Origin of the sequence: Marinobacter sp. (genome assembly GCF_034669625.1) — a bacterium.
In the GTDB taxonomy this organism is placed as follows: domain Bacteria; phylum Pseudomonadota; class Gammaproteobacteria; order Pseudomonadales; family Oleiphilaceae; genus Marinobacter.
This window is the reverse complement of the sequence record NZ_JAXMOY010000003.1, coordinates 1-17,814: the sequence shown is the minus strand read 5'-3', so window position 1 is coordinate 17,814 and position 17,814 is coordinate 1. Positions and strand designations below refer to the sequence as shown.

Annotated in this window: 13 protein-coding genes; 7 read left to right on the top strand and 6 right to left on the bottom strand. The window is 54.2% G+C overall.

Annotated elements, in window-relative coordinates; genetic code table 11:
• Positions 1-5: 5 nt before the first annotated feature.
• Both cysS and VOI14_RS03395 read right to left on the bottom strand, forming a co-directional pair.
• On the bottom strand, positions 6-1,391 hold the full coding sequence (gene cysS, locus VOI14_RS03400) for a cysteine--tRNA ligase (protein ID WP_323750631.1): 1,386 nt from the start codon (positions 1,389-1,391) through the stop codon (positions 6-8).
• A complete protein-coding gene (locus VOI14_RS03395) occupies positions 1,391-3,070 on the bottom strand; it encodes a glutamine--tRNA ligase/YqeY domain fusion protein (RefSeq protein ID WP_323750630.1) in 1,680 nt (559 codons plus the stop codon). The genes cysS and VOI14_RS03395 overlap by 1 nt, the downstream gene beginning before the upstream one ends.
• Before the next feature lie 160 nt (positions 3,071-3,230).
• On the opposite strand from VOI14_RS03395, the gene VOI14_RS03390 reads away from it, so the two are divergent.
• From VOI14_RS03390 to VOI14_RS03380, 3 genes are all read left to right on the top strand, one after another.
• Positions 3,231-3,731, top strand: a complete 501-nt coding sequence (locus tag VOI14_RS03390; RefSeq protein ID WP_323750629.1) for a peptidylprolyl isomerase — start codon at positions 3,231-3,233, stop codon at positions 3,729-3,731.
• Complete coding sequence (gene lpxH / locus VOI14_RS03385; RefSeq protein ID WP_323750628.1) at positions 3,728-4,462, top strand: UDP-2,3-diacylglucosamine diphosphatase; 735 nt, start codon at positions 3,728-3,730, stop codon at positions 4,460-4,462. The genes VOI14_RS03390 and lpxH overlap by 4 nt, the downstream gene beginning before the upstream one ends.
• A 75-nt stretch (positions 4,463-4,537) precedes the next feature.
• On the top strand, positions 4,538-7,171 hold the full coding sequence (locus VOI14_RS03380; protein ID WP_323750627.1) for a mechanosensitive ion channel domain-containing protein: 2,634 nt from the start codon (positions 4,538-4,540) through the stop codon (positions 7,169-7,171).
• Here VOI14_RS03380 and VOI14_RS03375 read toward each other — a convergent pair.
• A complete protein-coding gene (locus tag VOI14_RS03375) occupies positions 7,153-8,022 on the bottom strand; it encodes a hypothetical protein (protein WP_323750626.1) in 870 nt (289 codons plus the stop codon). The genes VOI14_RS03380 and VOI14_RS03375 overlap by 19 nt on opposite strands.
• Positions 8,023-8,185: 163 nt before the next feature.
• Between VOI14_RS03375 and VOI14_RS03370 the strand changes: the two genes are divergently transcribed.
• Positions 8,186-10,042: an LTA synthase family protein gene (locus VOI14_RS03370; RefSeq protein WP_323750625.1), complete on the top strand. Its 1,857-nt coding sequence runs from the start codon at positions 8,186-8,188 to the stop codon at positions 10,040-10,042.
• Position 10,043: 1 nt separating this feature from the next.
• Complete coding sequence (locus tag VOI14_RS03365; RefSeq protein WP_323750624.1) at positions 10,044-11,849, top strand: glycerophosphodiester phosphodiesterase family protein; 1,806 nt, start codon at positions 10,044-10,046, stop codon at positions 11,847-11,849.
• Between the two features lie 13 nt (positions 11,850-11,862).
• Here VOI14_RS03365 and VOI14_RS03360 read toward each other — a convergent pair whose 3' ends face one another.
• Both VOI14_RS03360 and VOI14_RS03355 read right to left on the bottom strand, forming a co-directional pair.
• The gene (locus tag VOI14_RS03360) at positions 11,863-12,510 is read right to left on the bottom strand and encodes a hypothetical protein (RefSeq protein WP_323750623.1); all 648 of its coding nucleotides are present in this window, start codon (positions 12,508-12,510) and stop codon (positions 11,863-11,865) included.
• Positions 12,511-12,685: 175 nt separating this feature from the next.
• Positions 12,686-13,456 (bottom strand): ferredoxin--NADP reductase, encoded by a 771-nt coding sequence (locus VOI14_RS03355; protein ID WP_323750622.1) that lies wholly within the window; start codon positions 13,454-13,456, stop codon positions 12,686-12,688.
• 139 nt (positions 13,457-13,595) lie between these two features.
• Here VOI14_RS03355 and VOI14_RS03350 point away from each other — a divergent pair, with 139 nt between their 5' ends.
• A complete protein-coding gene (locus tag VOI14_RS03350; protein ID WP_323750621.1) occupies positions 13,596-14,477 on the top strand; it encodes a LysR family transcriptional regulator in 882 nt (293 codons plus the stop codon).
• Positions 14,478-14,523: 46 nt separating this feature from the next.
• On the opposite strand, the gene VOI14_RS03345 is transcribed toward VOI14_RS03350, so the two are convergent.
• A complete protein-coding gene (locus tag VOI14_RS03345) occupies positions 14,524-15,132 on the bottom strand; it encodes a tRNA-(ms[2]io[6]A)-hydroxylase (RefSeq protein ID WP_323750620.1) in 609 nt (202 codons plus the stop codon).
• 259 nt (positions 15,133-15,391) lie between these two features.
• Between VOI14_RS03345 and acnB the strand changes: the two genes are divergently transcribed.
• Positions 15,392-17,814: bifunctional aconitate hydratase 2/2-methylisocitrate dehydratase (gene acnB, locus VOI14_RS03340; RefSeq protein ID WP_323750850.1), on the top strand; the 2,423-nt coding region annotated here is incomplete at its 3' end.

The window sequence follows — 17,814 nt, the reverse complement described above, 5'->3', positions numbered from 1 at the left end:
AAGCATCAAGCGCGACGCCAAGTGGTGCCTTCGCGACTGTCATCCAGGACGATGCCTTGCTCAAGCAACTCATCTCGAATGCGATCACTTTCCGCAAAGTTCTTCTCTTTACGGGCATCGGCGCGAGCCTGAATCAAGGATTGAATATCATCCGCACTCAACTCGCCACCCGTATCTGCCTGAAAGAAGGCTTCCGGGTCTTGCTGCAACAGACCCAACACACCACCCAAGCGGACGAGAACGGCAGCACTGCTCGCTGCTTGTTCTGCATCACCTTCACGGCGATGGTGATTGATGTCATTCGCCACAGCATGCAGAACAGCAATTGCGCCGGCCGTATTGAAATCATCATCCATCACTTCCGCAAATCGCCGGTCATGCTCGGTTTCCGAAACATTATCGCTCGAAGCCGGCGCAATGCCGCGCAAGGCATGATAGAGCTTGGTCAACGTGCGGCTGGCTTCTGCCAGACTCTCTTCCGAGTAATCCACCTGGCTGCGGTAATGGCTGGACACCAGAAAATAGCGAACAACTTCCGCCGGATAGGTTTCCAGAATCTCGCGAATGGTAAAGAAGTTACCCAAAGACTTGGACATCTTCTCTTTGTTCACACGAATGGCACCGGCGTGCATCCAGGTATGAACGAACTTATGCCCCGTCGCACATTCAGACTGGGCAATTTCGTTCTCATGGTGCGGGAAGAGCAAATCTGGCCCGCCACCATGAATATCGAAGGTGCCACCAAGACACTTGGTGGACATTGCAGAACACTCAATGTGCCAACCGGGACGCCCATCCCCCCACGGTGAAGGCCAACTCACCTCGCCCACCTTGGCCGCCTTCCACAACGCAAAATCTGCCGGACTACGCTTGGCTTCCTGAACGCCCACTCGCGCACCGGCCACCAGATCTTCGAGTTTTTTCTTGCTGAGCTTGCCGTAATCCGGGAAAGACTCCACCGAGAAATACACATCCCCATTGTCGGCTGCGTAGGCATGACCGCCCTCGATCAGCGTGTCAATCATTGAGATGATTTCGCCGATAAAGGCCGTTGCCCGTGGCTCTTCATTCGGGGACTGCACACCCAAACGCGCTTCGTCTTCGTGCATGGCATCAATCATGCGTTCGGTCAGAGCGGTATACACCTCACCGTTTTCTTCAGCGCGACGTAGAATCTTGTCGTCGATGTCCGTGACATTGCGAACGTAGTGCACGTCATAGCCGCGATGGCGCAGATATCGACTGATCACATCGAAAGCAACCAGCACACGCCCATGCCCCAGATGGCAATAGTCGTAAACAGTCATGCCGCATACGTACATGCGCACCTTACCCGGATCGATGGGCTGAAACTCTTCCTTTTTCTGCGTGAGCGTGTTGTAGATACGCATTACTTACCTCCCTTGCCCCAGGAATCCCTCAAGGTCACGGTACGGTTGAAAACAGGCTTCCCGGTGCTTTCCGTCAGTTCCTGATCGCAGAAAAAGTAGCCTTCACGCTCAAACTGATAAGGCAAATCGCTACGGGGTGAAGCCAGACTCTTCTCAACGCGTGCACCGTCGAGAACCACCAGGGAATCCGGATTGACGTGGTCCATCATGTCGCCGTCTTTATCGCTATCAGGCGCCTCGTGATTGAACAGGCGATCGTACTGATTGATACGCACTTCAACGCTGTCCGCAGCCGACACCCAGTGAATAACACCATTCGGCTTGTAGCCCTCAGGATTGACACCCAAGGTCTTTGGATCGTATTCACACTTGAGCTCGACAATGTCTCCGCTGTCGTCGCGAATCACTTCTTTACAAGTCATCACATAACCGCCGCGCAGACGTACCGCCTGATCCGGCGCCAAACGCTTCCACTTGCGCGGAGGTTCAAGCGCGAAGTCTTCACGATCGATATACAGAATCTGACTCCAGGTTACTTCGCGTTCGCCCATGTCCGGATTCTGCGGATGCACAGGCAACGTCAGGGTTTCAGCCTGCCCTTCCGGATAGTTGATCAGCGTCACTTTGATGGGGCGCATCACACACATAGCTCTGGGCGCACGGGTGTTCAAATCTTCGCGGATCGCGTGCTCAAGCATACCCACATCGACGGTTCCGCCAGCTTTATTCACACCGATCATGTCACAGAAGGTGCGAATGGACTCTGGCGTAAAACCACGGCGGCGCATACCGGAAATAGTCGGCATGCGGGGATCGTCCCAGCCATCGACCACGTCATCGTCAACCAACCGCTTGAGCTTACGCTTACTGGTGACCGTGTAATTCAGGTTCAGCCGGGCGAACTCAATCTGACGCGGATGACAAGTAATAGAGATGTTATCCAACACCCAGTCATAAAGCGGACGGTGATCCTCGAACTCAAGGGTACACAGTGAATGCGTAATGCCTTCCAACGCATCCGAAATCGGGTGCGTGAAATCGTACATCGGGTAGATGCACCACTTGTCACCGGTCTGATGGTGATCGGCATAACGAACGCGATACAGAATCGGGTCACGCAGATTGATGTTCGGGGACGCCATATCGATCTTGGCACGCAACACCAGCTCACCGTTCTGGAACTTGCCATCACGCATGTCGCGGAACAATTGCAGACTTTCTTCAATCGGACGATCACGGTAAGGACTGTTCTTACCGGGCTCTTTCAGAGAGCCACGATATTCGGCCATCTCATCGGCCGTGAGCGCGCAGACATAGGCCTTACCCTTCTCGATCAACTCCTCAGCGAAGGCATAAAGCTGGTCGAAGTAATCCGAGGCGAAACGTATTTCATCAGCCCATTCGAAACCTAGCCATTCCACATCGCGCTTGATGGCGTTGATGTATTCCAGGCTTTCCTTCTCTGGGTTGGTATCATCGAAGCGGAGGTTGCATTCGCCATCAAACGTCTCAGCAATGCCGAAGTTCAGGCAGATAGATTTGGCATGACCAACATGCAGATAGCCATTGGGCTCAGGCGGAAACCGGGTAACGACTTTGCCGGTGTGCTCGCCCTTGGCGACGGCATCTTCGATCAGGCTCTGAATAAAGTTGTGGGCTTTCTTCGACTCGGCGCTCATACAATCTCTGTCAACAGGGATGAATTATGGGAGCTATTCAGAGGCTCCATTAAACCGCCTATTATACTCACAAATCCTTGCAGTACTCATGCACAGGACGAAACTCTTCAGTACAATGTCCCATTTGATCACTTTCACACTCAATGACAGGAACCCCCTGATGATTCTGCTGCAAACCAATCTCGGTGACATCAAACTGGAACTCGATTACGAAAATGCTCCGGAAACGGCCAAAAACTTCGAACAGTACGTTCACGACGGTTTTTACGATGGCCTTATTTTTCATCGCGTTATCAGCAACTTTATGGTTCAGGGTGGCGGATTCGAACCCGGCATGACCCCGCGCCAAACCCGCGATCCCATCCAGAACGAAGCGGACAACGGCCTGAGCAACATGATAGGCACCATCGCCATGGCTCGCACTATGGACCCTCATTCCGCAACCGCTCAGTTCTTCATTAATGTTGAGAACAACGGCTTCCTGGACCACACAGGCAAGAACGCTGAAGGCTGGGGCTACTGTGTATTCGGCAAAGTTGCTGAAGGCATGGAAACCGTGAACAAGATGCGCGCCACCCGCACCACCCTGCGTTCCGGCCATCAGGACGTTCCCGCTGAAGACATTGTGATCATCAAAGCTGAGGTCGTGGAGGCCGCGTGAGCACACTGTTCATCTCGGATTTACACCTGGAGGAATCGCGTCCGGACATCACGGGCGCTTTTCTAAGCTTCCTCAAAAATGAAGCCATGGGCGTTGAGCGCCTCTATATTCTCGGCGACTTCTTCGAAGCCTGGATTGGAGACGATGAACGTACACTTCTTCAGGAACAGGTAGCTGCAGCCTTAAGAGATGTCAGGGACTCGGGCACAGACATCTTCCTGATGCACGGCAATCGAGATTTCCTCATTGGTGAAGATTTCTGCGAACGGGCCGGCGCAACCCTGCTGGATGATCCGACTGTGATCGACCTGTACGGCACACCCACCTTGCTGATGCATGGCGACAGCCTGTGCACGGATGACGTGGAGTACCAGAAATTTCGCGCCAACATGCGCAACCCAAAGACCGTGGAAATGTTGCTGGCACGCCCGCTGAAAGATCGCCAACTGATGGCCCGGCAACTGCGGGAGATTTCCATGGCGAAGAATCAGGGCAAGGCAGAATCCATCATGGATGTAAATCTTGAGGAAGTGGTGAACGAATTGGAACGCCATCACGTCCAACTGATGATCCACGGACACACTCACCGCCCGGCCATCCACGAGCTGGAAGCCAACGAAAGCCCTGCCCGCCGCATTGTGCTCGGTGACTGGGACGAAAACGTTTGGTGGCTTGTCGCCCGGCCCGACACGCCGCTCGAGCTCAAGAAAACCCCGCTCGATAGCGCGTAACCTCTATCCATTGTGAGCAGAACTATGAGAGAGCCCCCGTTACCCCGGATAATTTCGATCACACGGTTAATTGGGTTGCTCATATTCTGCTTTGCAATCGGAACGGCATCGGCACAGACGGAGTCAAAACCGGACGCCGACACCCCGGAGGAGGCTCTTCCAGCCGTTCAACCTGAACTGCTACAAAGCACGAATGCACCGCCCCAAACCAAGCTTCCGGAATCCGTTAACGCGGATATCCGAGAACAAATTCAAACACTTCAAAAATCACTCCAGCAACGGCGAGCCGCTCTGACGGAGAGCCGAGAACGCTTAAATTATGCCGAATCGATCCTGTCGCGCTTACAGGGTGAGTACCAAAGTTTTGAACTGCGGTTAGAAAACGCAGGCCTTAATCTGACCGCTGATTATGCAGAACTGCTAAAGCAACGCCTCGAAAGACTTCAGGAGCAAAGCGTCGCCAGCGATTTCATCAGCGGCATCGAAGAAAAACTGGCCAACGCACGTGAAGAACAACTGCGACTGGAAGAGTTTGAAGCCATCACAGATCCCGGCGAAGACGCCCGCAGCCAACTGCGCAGCTTCCGTTCCAATCTGTTGCGCGAATTGCACAAGGCCGTCACTGAACACATCAACGTGCTCAACGAGTATTTCAATACCGTTACCGCCCTCCAGGAACAGGTACAGCAATATCAAGCGTTATTACAACAGCGCTTGTTCTGGCTCCCCAGTGCAGAGATCATTAATACAAACACCATTGCACAGCTGGTTGAATCAACCCGCTGGCTGGCATCTCAGCTCCGCTTCGATGCACTCCAGGATGCAGTAACCAGCTCTGCCAGTGAGCGAGGCGGCCGCATTGCTCTGGTTGCCGCCCTACTCATCGTACTGCTGATCAAACGCCGGAAAATCCGGGACAATCTTCACGCCAACCATCGGTATATCGGCCATGTGGGAATGGATCGCACGGCGTTCACGTTACTCGCTCTGGTGAACAGCGTTCTGCTCGCGTTACCGGGTGTTCTGATTTTTTCGCTGGCGGCGTTGTTTCTGATGGAAGGTAATGCCTTTTTCGAAGCACTCTCCAAAGGTTTTACTGCAGCCGCCTTCATCATGTTTTTATTGGCATTCATCCGTGGCGTCTCAACAAAAGAAGGCTTGGGCGGAAAACACTTTCACTGGAACCCCGAGTCCTTGGAGACTATCCGGCGAGAGCTGCTCTTGTTAATGACTTTCGCAATACCTGTCACCATCATCACAACAGCCATCAGTTCGACTCCAGACGGAGCCAAATTCGATGACAGTCTGGGCCGGTTACTGTTCATTGTTGTCTCTATCGCACTCGCGGTCTTTGCCCAACGCATCATGACGGCTGTGCGCAGCGAGAAACCTCGAAACTGTTTCTTCTTTCTTTTGCACGCGATCGCTGTTGCTACCCCTATTTTGCTGGCTATCGCATCAACGATTGGTTACCACTACACCGCCCTGCAACTCGAACGGAACCTGTTTATTTCGATTTGCTGGCTGGCCTTTGCCTCATTGCTCTACTTTACCGGCTTGAGGGCTCTTTCAGTGCGGGAGCGCCGCCTCACGATCAAACGGTTAGTCGAACAACGAGCAGCGGAGCGCAAACTGGCCGAGGCAAGAGAAGCCTCCGACGCATCTGGCGAAGGAGCCCTCATTAGCCCTGAAATGCCGGAAATGAATCTGAAAGACATCAGTGAACAAAGCTCCTCTTTGCTCCGCATCATCATTTCCACGCTGGCATTAGCCGGCTTACTCCTTCTCTGGACTGACGTCATTCCAGCTCTGCAGCTCTTTGATGACATTACGCTCTGGACCATCGCAACGGACCTTCAAGGAGGCGACCCACTGCCTATAACACTCGCCGACGCCCTGCTCTCACTATTGGTTGCGGCCGGCACGGTCATGGCAGTCAGAAACCTTCCCGGCACTCTGGAGGTCACCCTGCTAAGCCGGCTGGACCTGCAACCGGGCTCTGGCTATGCCATCACCACAATCACCACCTACCTTCTTGTTTTCTTTGGAGTGGTGGTCTGCCTGGGCGTGATCGGCGTGCAATGGTCAAAGCTACAATGGTTAATAGCCGCTCTTGGGGTTGGGTTAGGCTTTGGCTTGCAGGAAATCGTAGCTAACTTTGTGTCTGGCATCATTCTGCTGTTCGAGCGTCCGATACGGGTGGGCGATACCGTGACCATTGGCGGCATCACCGGCAAAGTTTCGCGAATCCGAATTCGCGCCACCACCCTGGTCGACTGGGATCGCAAAGAGCAGATCATTCCGAATAAAACCTTCGTGACACAAGACCTGACCAACTGGACGCTGTCAGATGCCACCGTTCGCCTCATCATCCGCGTGGGTGTCGCCTACGGCTCCGATGTCGACCATGTTCAAAAATTGCTGTCGGACGTCGCCCTGAGCAACGAACGGGTTGTGGACGACCCGGCGCCAGCCGTTTTCTGTGTCGGGCTCGGCGAGAGCAGCATAAACTTCGAAGTGTGGGTTTTTGTAAAAGATTTGCCGGATATGATGCCGCTTTACCACGAACTGCATTCTGCTATCACGCGAACGCTGGCAGACGCAGGAATTACCATCCCGTTCCCGCAACGAGATATCCGCATTCACTCGCTTTCGGAGACTTCATCGAGGGAAAAACCCGAACCACGCTCTCAGGACGATCCTTTCTGAGCAGCCTTTGTATGCCCAGGTTCATTGTAAGTTTGCAAACGCTTGAGCCAACCCGGCAGCCAGCGCTCCCGCTCGATAGAGTTGGCGGCATTCTGTGCACGGCGCGTTAGCACCGTAGCTGCAGCGTCCCGAAACTCCACCAGCGGACTAGCAGGCTGCTCCGGCATTGCGAGTAAAACCTGCAGCAACCCCCAACCCAGCCCCTGATACCGCTCGGTTTCAGACACCCCCTCACCCTTGAAATTGACATAATCCATCACCGCGTAAACGCCACCGGGGGTCTGCATGAGCGCACTTAGCTTCTGCCGAACCAACGTCTTTTTCTCATCCGGAGCCGCGGCTACCACCTTCGCCAGAGACGCACTCGCTCGTTGCTGTATATACCGTACTTGCAAGCCGCGGGTTTCGTATAGAAATGTCCTCAGGGCTTGCACTCGGTCAGACTGAGATGCCGCTTGATTAAAACGGTTCCGGTCCGGCCAGGGCGCACCTTTGGCTTCAGACACCCAATCCGGAATATCCGCGCCTTGCACCCTCATGAACGCCAGCAAAGCCGGAAAACTCTCAGTGAATCGGCCGCTCACACCCTCGGGGTACCAAATGAAATGACCAATGCCCAGCGAAGGAAAATCTTCACCCACATTCCAGTGCACCAGACATTCCCGACGACCCGCACACTCGTTCTGAAATATTCTATCTCCGACCCACGCCAATTCGGCCGGACTTAAGCCCAGCCCATCTCCCTCCACCGCATGTCCGGCCTGGGTCGGCAACGCCAACAGAAGCATCGACAGAAGAGGGATCAAACGCGCGCAACGGCCGATTACGATATGGACATTTTTTTCAAACACGCAAATTTACACTCCCAAGAAAACCCAATTAAATTCTTTTAAAACATGCAGATGAAAACATAACCAAGCCCCTGCTATACCGCTTTTAACTCGCCATGTACGGTTGAAGCATTTTACCTGACACCCATACTGTAACGATGACTCCTTCAAACAGACATTACATATGACGAAACTGCGCCAACTGACCGACCACGCCCTAACACGAACATTCTTGCTGTCTTTTGGCTGGCTCATGTCGATCCGCGGCTTACTGATCCTGCAAAGTGGCGTTATTCCCAGTATGCCGGGCACGCTGGGCGGCGATATTGCAGGCGCGGTTTTACTGACACTGATGCTGCAAGGAAGCCGCGGTATCTTGCGAGGGCTGATCGTCATTGCTCTTGGTTGCGCCCTTTACGTTGCTGGCATGCATCTGACGGCCCACGGAACGCTGTTCCAACTGGCATTCGCCGGCAAAAGCATGGACAGCACGTTCATCATGGGCAGCCTGTTAAATGGTTACCTGGTTACCTTGCCGGCTTACTTGGCAATGGCCTGGCTATTACACTGGCTGCATCGTCGCTGGATTCCGGTCTCTCGGCCTCGGGCTCTGCCATTCGCAGGTGCGGCGGCTGCCACACTGATCGTCTACACCCTGTCCTTCCCAAGCCTGACCACCCCGGCCAACAATCTGGTGGCCAGCACTCTGGCCCAGATTCCGGGCGCACTGATCAACCCTGTCGGCACCGCCATTGGTAACGACAAGGTCGAGCTTAGTCGGGCCTTAAAGAACCGCACCCATTTTTTTCACCAACAGGTAAGCGCTCGAAACATTTCACCACAGCCGAACATACTCCTGATCATGATTGAAGGCCTGTCAGGCGGATACCTGCCATCGGTCAGAGACTATCACGGGCTTTCGCCGGTGGTATCACTGGAAGACTTGGAACAGACCTTTAACGATCTCGGGTTCCGCATTTACAAGAATGTCCTGAGCATGGAGCGGCAAACCGATCGCGGAACATTTACCCTAACCTGCGGCCGATACCCGGATTTGAGACGCTCCTCCGAAAAAGTCAGTCTGGTTGCCAGCGAGCATGCGACACCAGACTGCCTCCCTGAAAAACTAACAGTACAGGGCTATCACACTGCCTACTGGCAGGCGGCGCCCATTGCCTACATGAACAAAGATCAGTTCATGCCGCAGGCCGGGTACATGGACGTCACCGGAGCCGAAGTGTTTACCGGAACGAACGAAGCTGAAGGCTGGGGGCCTCCTGACCCAGTTTTCTTTACCAACATTGCGACGAGACTCCGGGCGCTTAACCGCCAACAAAAACCGTGGTTCGTGACCACTCTTAACGTTGGAACACACCACCCGTTCAACATCGGCGATAAGTACGAGCGACGGCTAGCCTCGCAACAAGCCGAGAGCAACCATGAAACCGTTCTCCCGATCCCGTCACCGCAAACCGCTCGAAAAAACGCGATGCAGGTTATGGCCACGACCCTAGGCAACTTTCTGCGCCAACTTGAACAGGAAGGCATCCTGGACAACACCATGGTGATCGTCACTTCCGACGAGTCCGGCGGTTTTATTCGTGAAGACCATGAAACGCTTCCCCTGAATAATAACGTTGGCATGCTTGCGGTGAAGCCCGCTGCTCAGGACAGCCTTTCATACTACGCGCCAGATACCTCGTTGATATCACAACTGGACGTCGCCATTTCCATTCTGGATGCCAGCGGTCACGGCTCTACTGCCGGCGGCATGATTGGCACCAGCCTGTTGGCGATGGACTCGGAGCCGGCCCGCGACATTCTGTTGGCTGACACCTATACCGGGATGAAATATTTTCTCCGTAATCAGGGCAAGTTACTGGCCTGCACAGAGCTCATGACACGCTGCGCGACTTGGGCATTCAATCCAGATCGAATTTTTGGCACCTTGGCCGAAACGGACGAAGAGCCCTTTCTAACACTTGAAGAGCGGCTGGCGCTGATCGAAAACGCCAACCAATTGGCCGCGCCTGATAACTGACATGCTCAAGCTATCCTCTCGAACACTGGCGCTATTGCGCCAGCACAGGCGCGCACTATTGGCGCTGCATCTGACCATCATGGGGCTGTCGGTGGCACTGCTGCCTCCTCTGATTGCCGCGGCACTAGCAGCCATGCGCCCGCTGACCGGTGAAGCAGCAATCACAACGTCGGGCTTGATCCGGTTTTTGACGTCGCCGGGAGGTCTATTGTGGGCAAGCTTCACGGCGCTTATCACCATCGCCATTCTCGTGTACCAGCAAGCTGGCATCACTCTGATCGTGTCCCAACCAAGTGGCCAACCCGTGCGAACCAATGCGCGCGCCCTGCTTGGTGTTGCCCGCCGCCTGAGCGGATTGACCACCCTTGCCTTGCTGCTGACCATCGCACATTTGCTGGCTGCACTGCCCTTTCTGGCCGCCATTACTGGCGCTTCGAAACTCCTACTCCATCATTACGATCCATACCTGTTGAATCTTGAACGTCCTCCAGTGCTCTGGTGGTACGGAGCGTTCTGCCTGACCATGGTCGCCGGATTGGTTGTCGCCAATGGCACCCTCCTTGTACGCTGGAGTCTCGCTATTCCCAGATTTACGCTGACCCAAGTCGGGCCACTGGCCGCACTGCGCTCCAGCTATTACCTCACCCGCAAACGTTCCGGGCACGCCGCGACGGCACTGGCTCTGGGTGCCGTACTCATTCTTGCCGCACCGCCTCTGATCACCGCCCTATTCAATGTAGTAGCCGCCGGTGTGCTTCAACTCCTACCTGACACCATGACTTTTTTGCTGCCCGCGGTTTTCGCCCTCGTGGGCAGCTATGTGCTGATCGGACTGGCTCTTACATTTCTGGCCACCTCCGCATTCGGAACACTGGTGGCGGCCTATTACGAAGAGCTGACCAACCATGCACCGAGCAAGCCCCCAAACCAGGCACCCAAGCACGCCACACGCCTGATGCGCAGAGCCTGGGCGTTGGAAGCGATTGTCGTGGTGGTGGTGTTAGCCCAGAGTTACCCTGTCATCAGCTCCCTGAATCACAGCGCTGATGTCGAAATTACAGCCCACCGGGGTAGCCCATCGGTGGCTCCGGAAAATACCGTCAGCGCCATTCAACAAGCGATCAAAGAGGGCTCCGATTACATCGAGATTGACGTTCAGCTGACGGCCGATGGCGTACCCGTACTCTGGCATGACACCGATATGCTGCGCATCTTCGGGCTGCCTCAACGAATTAACGACCTGCCTTTTCAGCAATTACGCGAGCTTGATGCGGGTTCTTGGTTCAGCACAAAGTATGCCGACGAACGAATTGCTTCTCTGGCTGACGCCATCGAAGCAACCCGAGGCAAAGCAAACCTGCTGGTTGACCTTAAACCCAATCGGAATGAGCAGGCGCTCGTTAGCGCCGTAGTCAAAGTACTGCAAGAGAAAAATGCCGTAGCTGGGACGGTTATTGCTGCGGCAGACTGGCCTATTCTAGAAATGGCGAAAACTGAGGAACCCAAACTGCGGACGGCTCTGCTGGCTCAATTCGTGGTCGGCCCTCTGTGGCAGGACCGCTATGACATTCTCGGCATACGCTCCAACCGCGCCAGCGCTGCAATGGTTGCTCGCGCTCACGAGGCAGGCAACGAACTGTTCGTGTGGACCGTCAACACGCCCGAAGAGATGACACGCTTTATCGACATGGGGGTCGACAACATTATCACCGATCAGCCGGGCATTCTTTCTACGCTTCTTAAGCAACGTTCTGAGATGTCGGACGCAGAGCTGTTGGCCACTCGGTTGCGTAACTGGTTGCAATGAACCCTCGGGCTTATCAGCCATGCTCCTGAAGCCAACGAGAGATCTGTTTTTGATACCGGAGCGATGAGCGCTTCTGAGTATCCGTCGTGGTAGCCACCAAACTGTCGTGGCCAGCGGCATCCTTGGCTATCTCAAACCGCCGAATGGCGCCGAACGGACGCTTGTCGGAACCATAGATGCAGATGACATGGTACTCCATAGCCTTTAGCTCAACGTTCGGGTCTGTCGGTCGCCCATCTTTAATCGGAGCGCCAGCCAACTGCGCAGCACGTTCCAGCGTGGCCTTGAACGAAAACAACTCCCGACAAGATCCAGATTCCAGCGGCCCCTGATGAGTTCGGGCTTTCAGATCGGCCTGATTGCGTTCTGCCGAAACTTGCCCGCAGTCGGTCGCCGGAACAAAAAACTCTCCGTCTGTGGTTTCCACGTGCACCATCACGAAATAGACGTAAACGGCTTCGCTGCTCATATTGCATACTAGGCAAGGTGAATCCAGACCCTCGTCGCCCACCGCGCGATTAATCAAGACTCGTGCCCGGGTTTGCCGAGCGTAGCTGCTATACAAAAGCTGTGCGTAAAAAATCCATATCATCATCGTGCCGATACTGGTGGCCGCTGAGATCCATTGCGCATTAGCGCCAAACCACTCTGTGACCCCCATTGTTATACCTCCTTTTGCCAGATCACCAGTGAGTATAGACACTCAGCAACTGAGGCCAAACAGCCATTAACACATGGTAAAGGAACACGTCCGTTGGAGGGGCCGAGACGAAAAAAGCCTCCCCGACGCACGCCGAGGAGGCTTTTTTCAGCACTAATGATTAGCCAGGCCGTTGTTACTGCTCTACGAAGGCTCGCTCGATGACGTAGTGACCAAGGTCGCCGCCGCGCGCTTCTTTAAAGCCCTTATTATCGAGAATCGCACACGTATCCTTGAGCATGCTTGGGCTGCCACAGATCATGAAACGATCCTGTTCGATATCGAACTCCGGGAGACCCAGATCACGGGTGATCTTTCCACTTTCCATCGCATCAGTGAGCCGCCCCTGATTCCGGAATGCCTCACGAGTCACCGTCGGGTAATACAACAGCTTACCCTCGACCATCTCACCGAAGAATTCATTATCCGGCAACCCTTCAATGTCACTCTGGTATGCCAGCTCCGATACATAACGCACACCGTGGGTCAGAATGACCCGGTCATAAGCCTCATAGACTTCAGGGTCCTTGATGATGCTCATGAACGGAGCCAGACCGGTGCCGGTGCTAATCAGCCACAAATTCCGGCCGGGTAGCAGGTTATCCAGAATCAAAGTACCGGTGGGTTTACGGCTAACCAGAATTTCATCACCTACGTTGATCTTCTGCAGGCGAGAGGTCAGCGGGCCATCGGGAACTTTGATCGAGAAAAACTCCAACTCTTCTTCGTAGTTGGCACTGGCGATACTGTATGCACGCATTAGCGGCTTACCTTCAGCTTCCAGCCCGATCATAACAAAGTGCCCGTTCTTGAAACGGAATCCGGGGTCCCGGCTTGTCTTGAAGCTGAACAAAGTATCATTCCAGTGATGAACACTGGTCACCGTTTCTTTCATCAACTTACTCATGGCGCCCTCGCAAGGTAGCAATCATTCAGAATTTAAGATGTGCCCAGTGTAAGCTTTTTCTTGAAATCGACAAAATGGGATGCTCTCATAATGCTATTCGATTTTTTAGATAAACAGATTTCACTTTGGTAGCAAAACCATGAAATACAGCTTTCGCCAATTGGAAGTTTTCCTAGCCGCCGCTCATTTTCAGAACATCACCCGCGCAGCGGAGTCGTTGTCGATGTCCCAATCCGCGGCCAGTAGCGCGCTAAAAGAACTGGAAAGCCAGTTCGACATCCAGCTCTTCGACCGAGTTGGCAAACGTTTGCAGCTCAATGAATTGGGCAGACTTTACCGCCCGAAGGCCGAGGCACTTCTCGCTCAAGCCACCGAACTGGAACAAGCGTTCAGCAAACACTCTGAAATCGGCGCGCTGAAAGTTGGCGCAACCCTAACGATTGGGAACTATCTCGCCGTTGGCGTCATGGCTCAATACATGAACACCCCTACCCGGCCGAAAGTCTCTCTGGAAGTGGCCAATACGAGCACCATCGCCCGTAGAGTGAAGGATTTCGAACTTGATATTGGGTTGATCGAAGGGGAACTTCAGGCGTCCGAACTTGAGGTTATCCCCTGGCGCGAAGATGAACTGGTTGCATTCTGCGCCCCGGATCATCCGTTGGCGCATAAAAAGCAGATGACCGACGACGATTTACGGCAGGCGGTATGGATAATGAGGGAGCAAGGATCAGGCACCCGCCAAAGTTTTGAGCGTGGTATGCAGGGCCTTCTACCAGACCTGAACATTTTGCTGGAACTGGAACACACTGAAGCTATTAAACGCGCGGTCGAGGCCAATCTTGGCGTTGGCTGCTTGTCCTGGGTCGTGCTGGCCGATGCATTCAAGCGTGGCAGCTTGGTCCCACTGTCCATGCCGGAACATCGTTCTTTTAATCGGCAGTTTTACTTCATCCTGCACAAGCAAAAATACCGCAGTGCCGGTATTGCCCAATGGATGGAGCTGTGCAAACAACTTTGACCGGCGGCCCAAACCTCACAATTATAGTGAGATTCGGGCCACTGCATCAGCCCGGCATCGGCCCACTGTGAAAACGGAATTCAGAATCCGGCGCTTCGATCAGAGCTTTTTCTACCGCCATAAACTCTGCGACACGCTCATCGACCGAGCCACCGTTGGCCTGGACGGCCAGTTTCAGGTAGTCCCGATAGTGGCGGGCCTCGGATTTCAATAATCCGGTGTAGAATTCGGCCAATTTCTCATCAAGATGGGGTGCCAATGCGGCAAAACGCTCGCAAGAACGCGCCTCAATAATCGCACCCACAATCAACACATCCACCAGACGGCCCGGGTCGTCCTTACGCACCAGATCCCTCATGCCACCCGCGTACCGAGCAGGCGTGAGGTGAGTGTAGGTCACACCCCGTTTTTTCATAATGGCTAACACCTGTTCGAAGTGTCGCAACTCTTCTCGGGCCAAACGAGACATTTTATTCAGCAGTTCGGTGTTTTCGACGTACCGATACATCAGACTCAATGCGGTAGAGGCCGCCTTCTTCTCACAATGAGCGTGGTCGATCAGCAACAAATCCTGGTTCGCCAAAGCATCCTCAATCCACTGAGATGGCGTTTGGCACGGCAGAAAGTCGTGTATTTCCTTCAAGGCATCAGTCATATTATTGAATCTGGTCAGGTTCTAAAAACCTCGGAGTATACCGCAGCTATCAGACAGCTCCGACCTCTGTCCAACTTAACTTTATAAGTGCTTTCCTATAGAATACAGCGCCGGATCAAGGTGTCTCTGAATAAAACCTGAATGCCCCGCCGGCCAATTTAGGCGTTATTCAGAGGCTCCTGTGGCCTTTTCGCCAAAAAACACCCGCCAGGCAGCATGCCACCGGCGAGGAAAATTCCAACTGATGAGGGTCCATATCGTGTTAGAAGCTTATCGTGAACACGTTGCCGAACGTGCAGCTCTGGGTATCCCACCAAAGCCGCTGAACCCCGAACAGACTGCTGCTCTGGTAGATCTGCTGAAAAACCCACCGGCCGGTGAAGAAGCAACTCTGGTTGATCTTCTTGAAAACCGTGTACCACCAGGCGTGGACGAAGCTGCTTACGTTAAAGCTGCGTTCCTGACCGCTATTGTTAAAGGTGAAGCGGCCTCTCCGCTGATCGATAACAAAAAAGCCGTTCAGCTGCTGGGTATGATGCAAGGTGGTTACAACATCGAAACCTTGGTTGACCTGCTGGACAATGAAGAGCTGGCCGCGCTGGCCGGTGAAGAACTGAAGCACACCCTGCTGATGTTCGACGCATTCAACGACGTTAAAGAAAAAATGGACGCCGGCAACGCTGTTGCCAAGTCTGTGGTTGAATCCTGGGCCAACGCTGAGTGGTTCACCAACAAAAACAAGGTTCCTGAAAGCACCAAGATGGTTGTTTTCAAGGTTACTGGCGAAACCAACACTGACGACCTGTCTCCGGCCCCGGATGCATGGTCCCGCCCTGACATCCCGCTGCACGCCCGCGCTGCCTACAAAATGGAACGCGATGGCCTGAAGCCGGAAGAACAAGGCGTAACTGGCCCAATGAGCCAGATTGATGAAATCAAATCCAAAGGCCTGCCCGTTGCCTTCGTTGGTGATGTTGTAGGTACCGGTTCTTCCCGTAAGTCTGCCACTAACTCTGTTCTGTGGTTCTTCGGTGACGACATCCCGGGCGTGCCGAACAAGCGTGCCGGTGGTGTATGTATCGGTAACAAAGTTGCTCCGATCTTCTTCAACACCATGGAAGACGCCGGCGCTTTGGTATTCGAAGCACCTGTAGACAACATGAACATGGGCGACGTTATCGAAATCCGCCCGTACGAAGGCAAGATTCTGAACGAAGCCGGTGACGTTATCTCCGAGTTCGAGTTCAAGTCTGACGTTATTCTGGACGAAGTTCAGGCTGGCGGCCGTATCCCTCTGATCATCGGTCGTGGTTTGACCGCCAAGGCACGTACTGCTTTGGGCATGGGCGCAACCGACCTGTTCCGTCTGCCGAACGATCCTGAAGCTGGCACCAAGGGCTTCACCCTGGGTCAGAAGATGGTTGGTAAAGCTTGTGGACTGGAAGAAGGCCAAGGCGTTCGTCCGGGCACCTACTGCGAGCCTCACATGACTACCGTGGGCTCTCAGGACACTACTGGTCCTATGACCCGTGACGAACTCAAAGATCTGGCTTGCTTGGGCTTCCAGGCTGACCTGGTTATGCAGTCATTCTGTCACACCGCCGCTTATCCGAAGCCGGTTGACGTTGAAATGCAGCACACCATGCCGGACTTCATCCGCAACCGTGGCGGTGTTTCCCTGCGTCCTGGCGACGGCATTATCCACTCCTGGTTGAACCGTATGCTGCTGCCTGACACCGTTGGTACCGGTGGTGATTCTCACACCCGTTTCCCGATGGGCATCTCCTTCCCGGCCGGTTCTGGTCTGGTTGCGTTTGCTGCGGCCACAGGTGTTATGCCTCTGGACATGCCAGAATCTGTTCTGGTTCGCTTCAAAGGCAAGATGCAGCCAGGTATCACCCTACGTGATCTGGTACACGCGATTCCGCTGTACGGCATCAAGCAAGGCATGCTGACCGTTGAGAAGAAAGGCAAGATCAACGAATTCTCTGGTCGCATCTTGGAAATCGAAGGTCTGGAGCACCTGACTGTTGAGCAGGCGTTCGAACTGTCAGACGCCTCTGCCGAGCGCTCTGCTGCTGGTTGTACCATCAACCTGTCTGAAGAGTCCGTAGCAGAGTACCTGCGCTCCAACATCACCATGCTGCGCTGGATGATCGCTGAAGGTTACGGCGACCCACGCACCCTGGAGCGTCGTGCCCAGCAGATGGAAGCCTGGCTGGCTGATCCTAAGCTGATGCGTGCAGACAAAGACGCTGAGTACTCTCACGTTGTCGAAATCGATCTGGCCGACATCAAAGAGCCGATCGTTTGCTGCCCGAACGACCCTGACGATGCCAAGTTCCTGTCCGAAGTGGCTGGCGACAAGGTAGACGAAGTGTTCATCGGCTCCTGCATGACCAACATCGGTCACTTCCGCGCCGCTGGTAAGCTGCTTGACCAGCACAAAGGCTCCCTGAACACCCGTCTGTGGATGTCCCCACCGACCAAGATGGATCAGGCGCAGCTGATGGAAGAAGGTTACTTCAACATCTACGGCACCGCCGGTGTTCGCACCGAAATGCCGGGCTGTTCACTGTGTATGGGTAACCAGGCACGTGTGGCTGCGAAGTCCACCGTTCTGTCTACCTCTACCCGTAACTTCCCGAACCGTCTGGGCGATGGTGCCAACGTGTACCTGAC

Bases quoted from the DNA above. Each gene is read 5' to 3' on its own strand.
- VOI14_RS03370 (WP_323750625.1), top strand. From the start codon at position 8,186: ATGACGAAACTGCGCCAACTGACCGACCACGCCCTAACACGAACATTC.
- cysS (WP_323750631.1), bottom strand. From the start codon at position 1,391: ATGCGTATCTACAACACGCTCACGCAGAAAAAGGAAGAGTTTCAGCCC.
- VOI14_RS03345 (WP_323750620.1), bottom strand. From the start codon at position 15,132: ATGACTGATGCCTTGAAGGAAATACACGACTTTCTGCCGTGCCAAACG.
- VOI14_RS03390 (WP_323750629.1), top strand. From the start codon at position 3,231: ATGATTCTGCTGCAAACCAATCTCGGTGACATCAAACTGGAACTCGAT.
- VOI14_RS03360 (WP_323750623.1), bottom strand. From the start codon at position 12,510: ATGGGGGTCACAGAGTGGTTTGGCGCTAATGCGCAATGGATCTCAGCG.
- VOI14_RS03350 (WP_323750621.1), top strand. From the start codon at position 13,596: ATGAAATACAGCTTTCGCCAATTGGAAGTTTTCCTAGCCGCCGCTCAT.
- VOI14_RS03355 (WP_323750622.1), bottom strand. From the start codon at position 13,456: ATGAGTAAGTTGATGAAAGAAACGGTGACCAGTGTTCATCACTGGAAT.
- VOI14_RS03365 (WP_323750624.1), top strand. From the start codon at position 10,044: ATGCTCAAGCTATCCTCTCGAACACTGGCGCTATTGCGCCAGCACAGG.
- VOI14_RS03395 (WP_323750630.1), bottom strand. From the start codon at position 3,070: ATGAGCGCCGAGTCGAAGAAAGCCCACAACTTTATTCAGAGCCTGATC.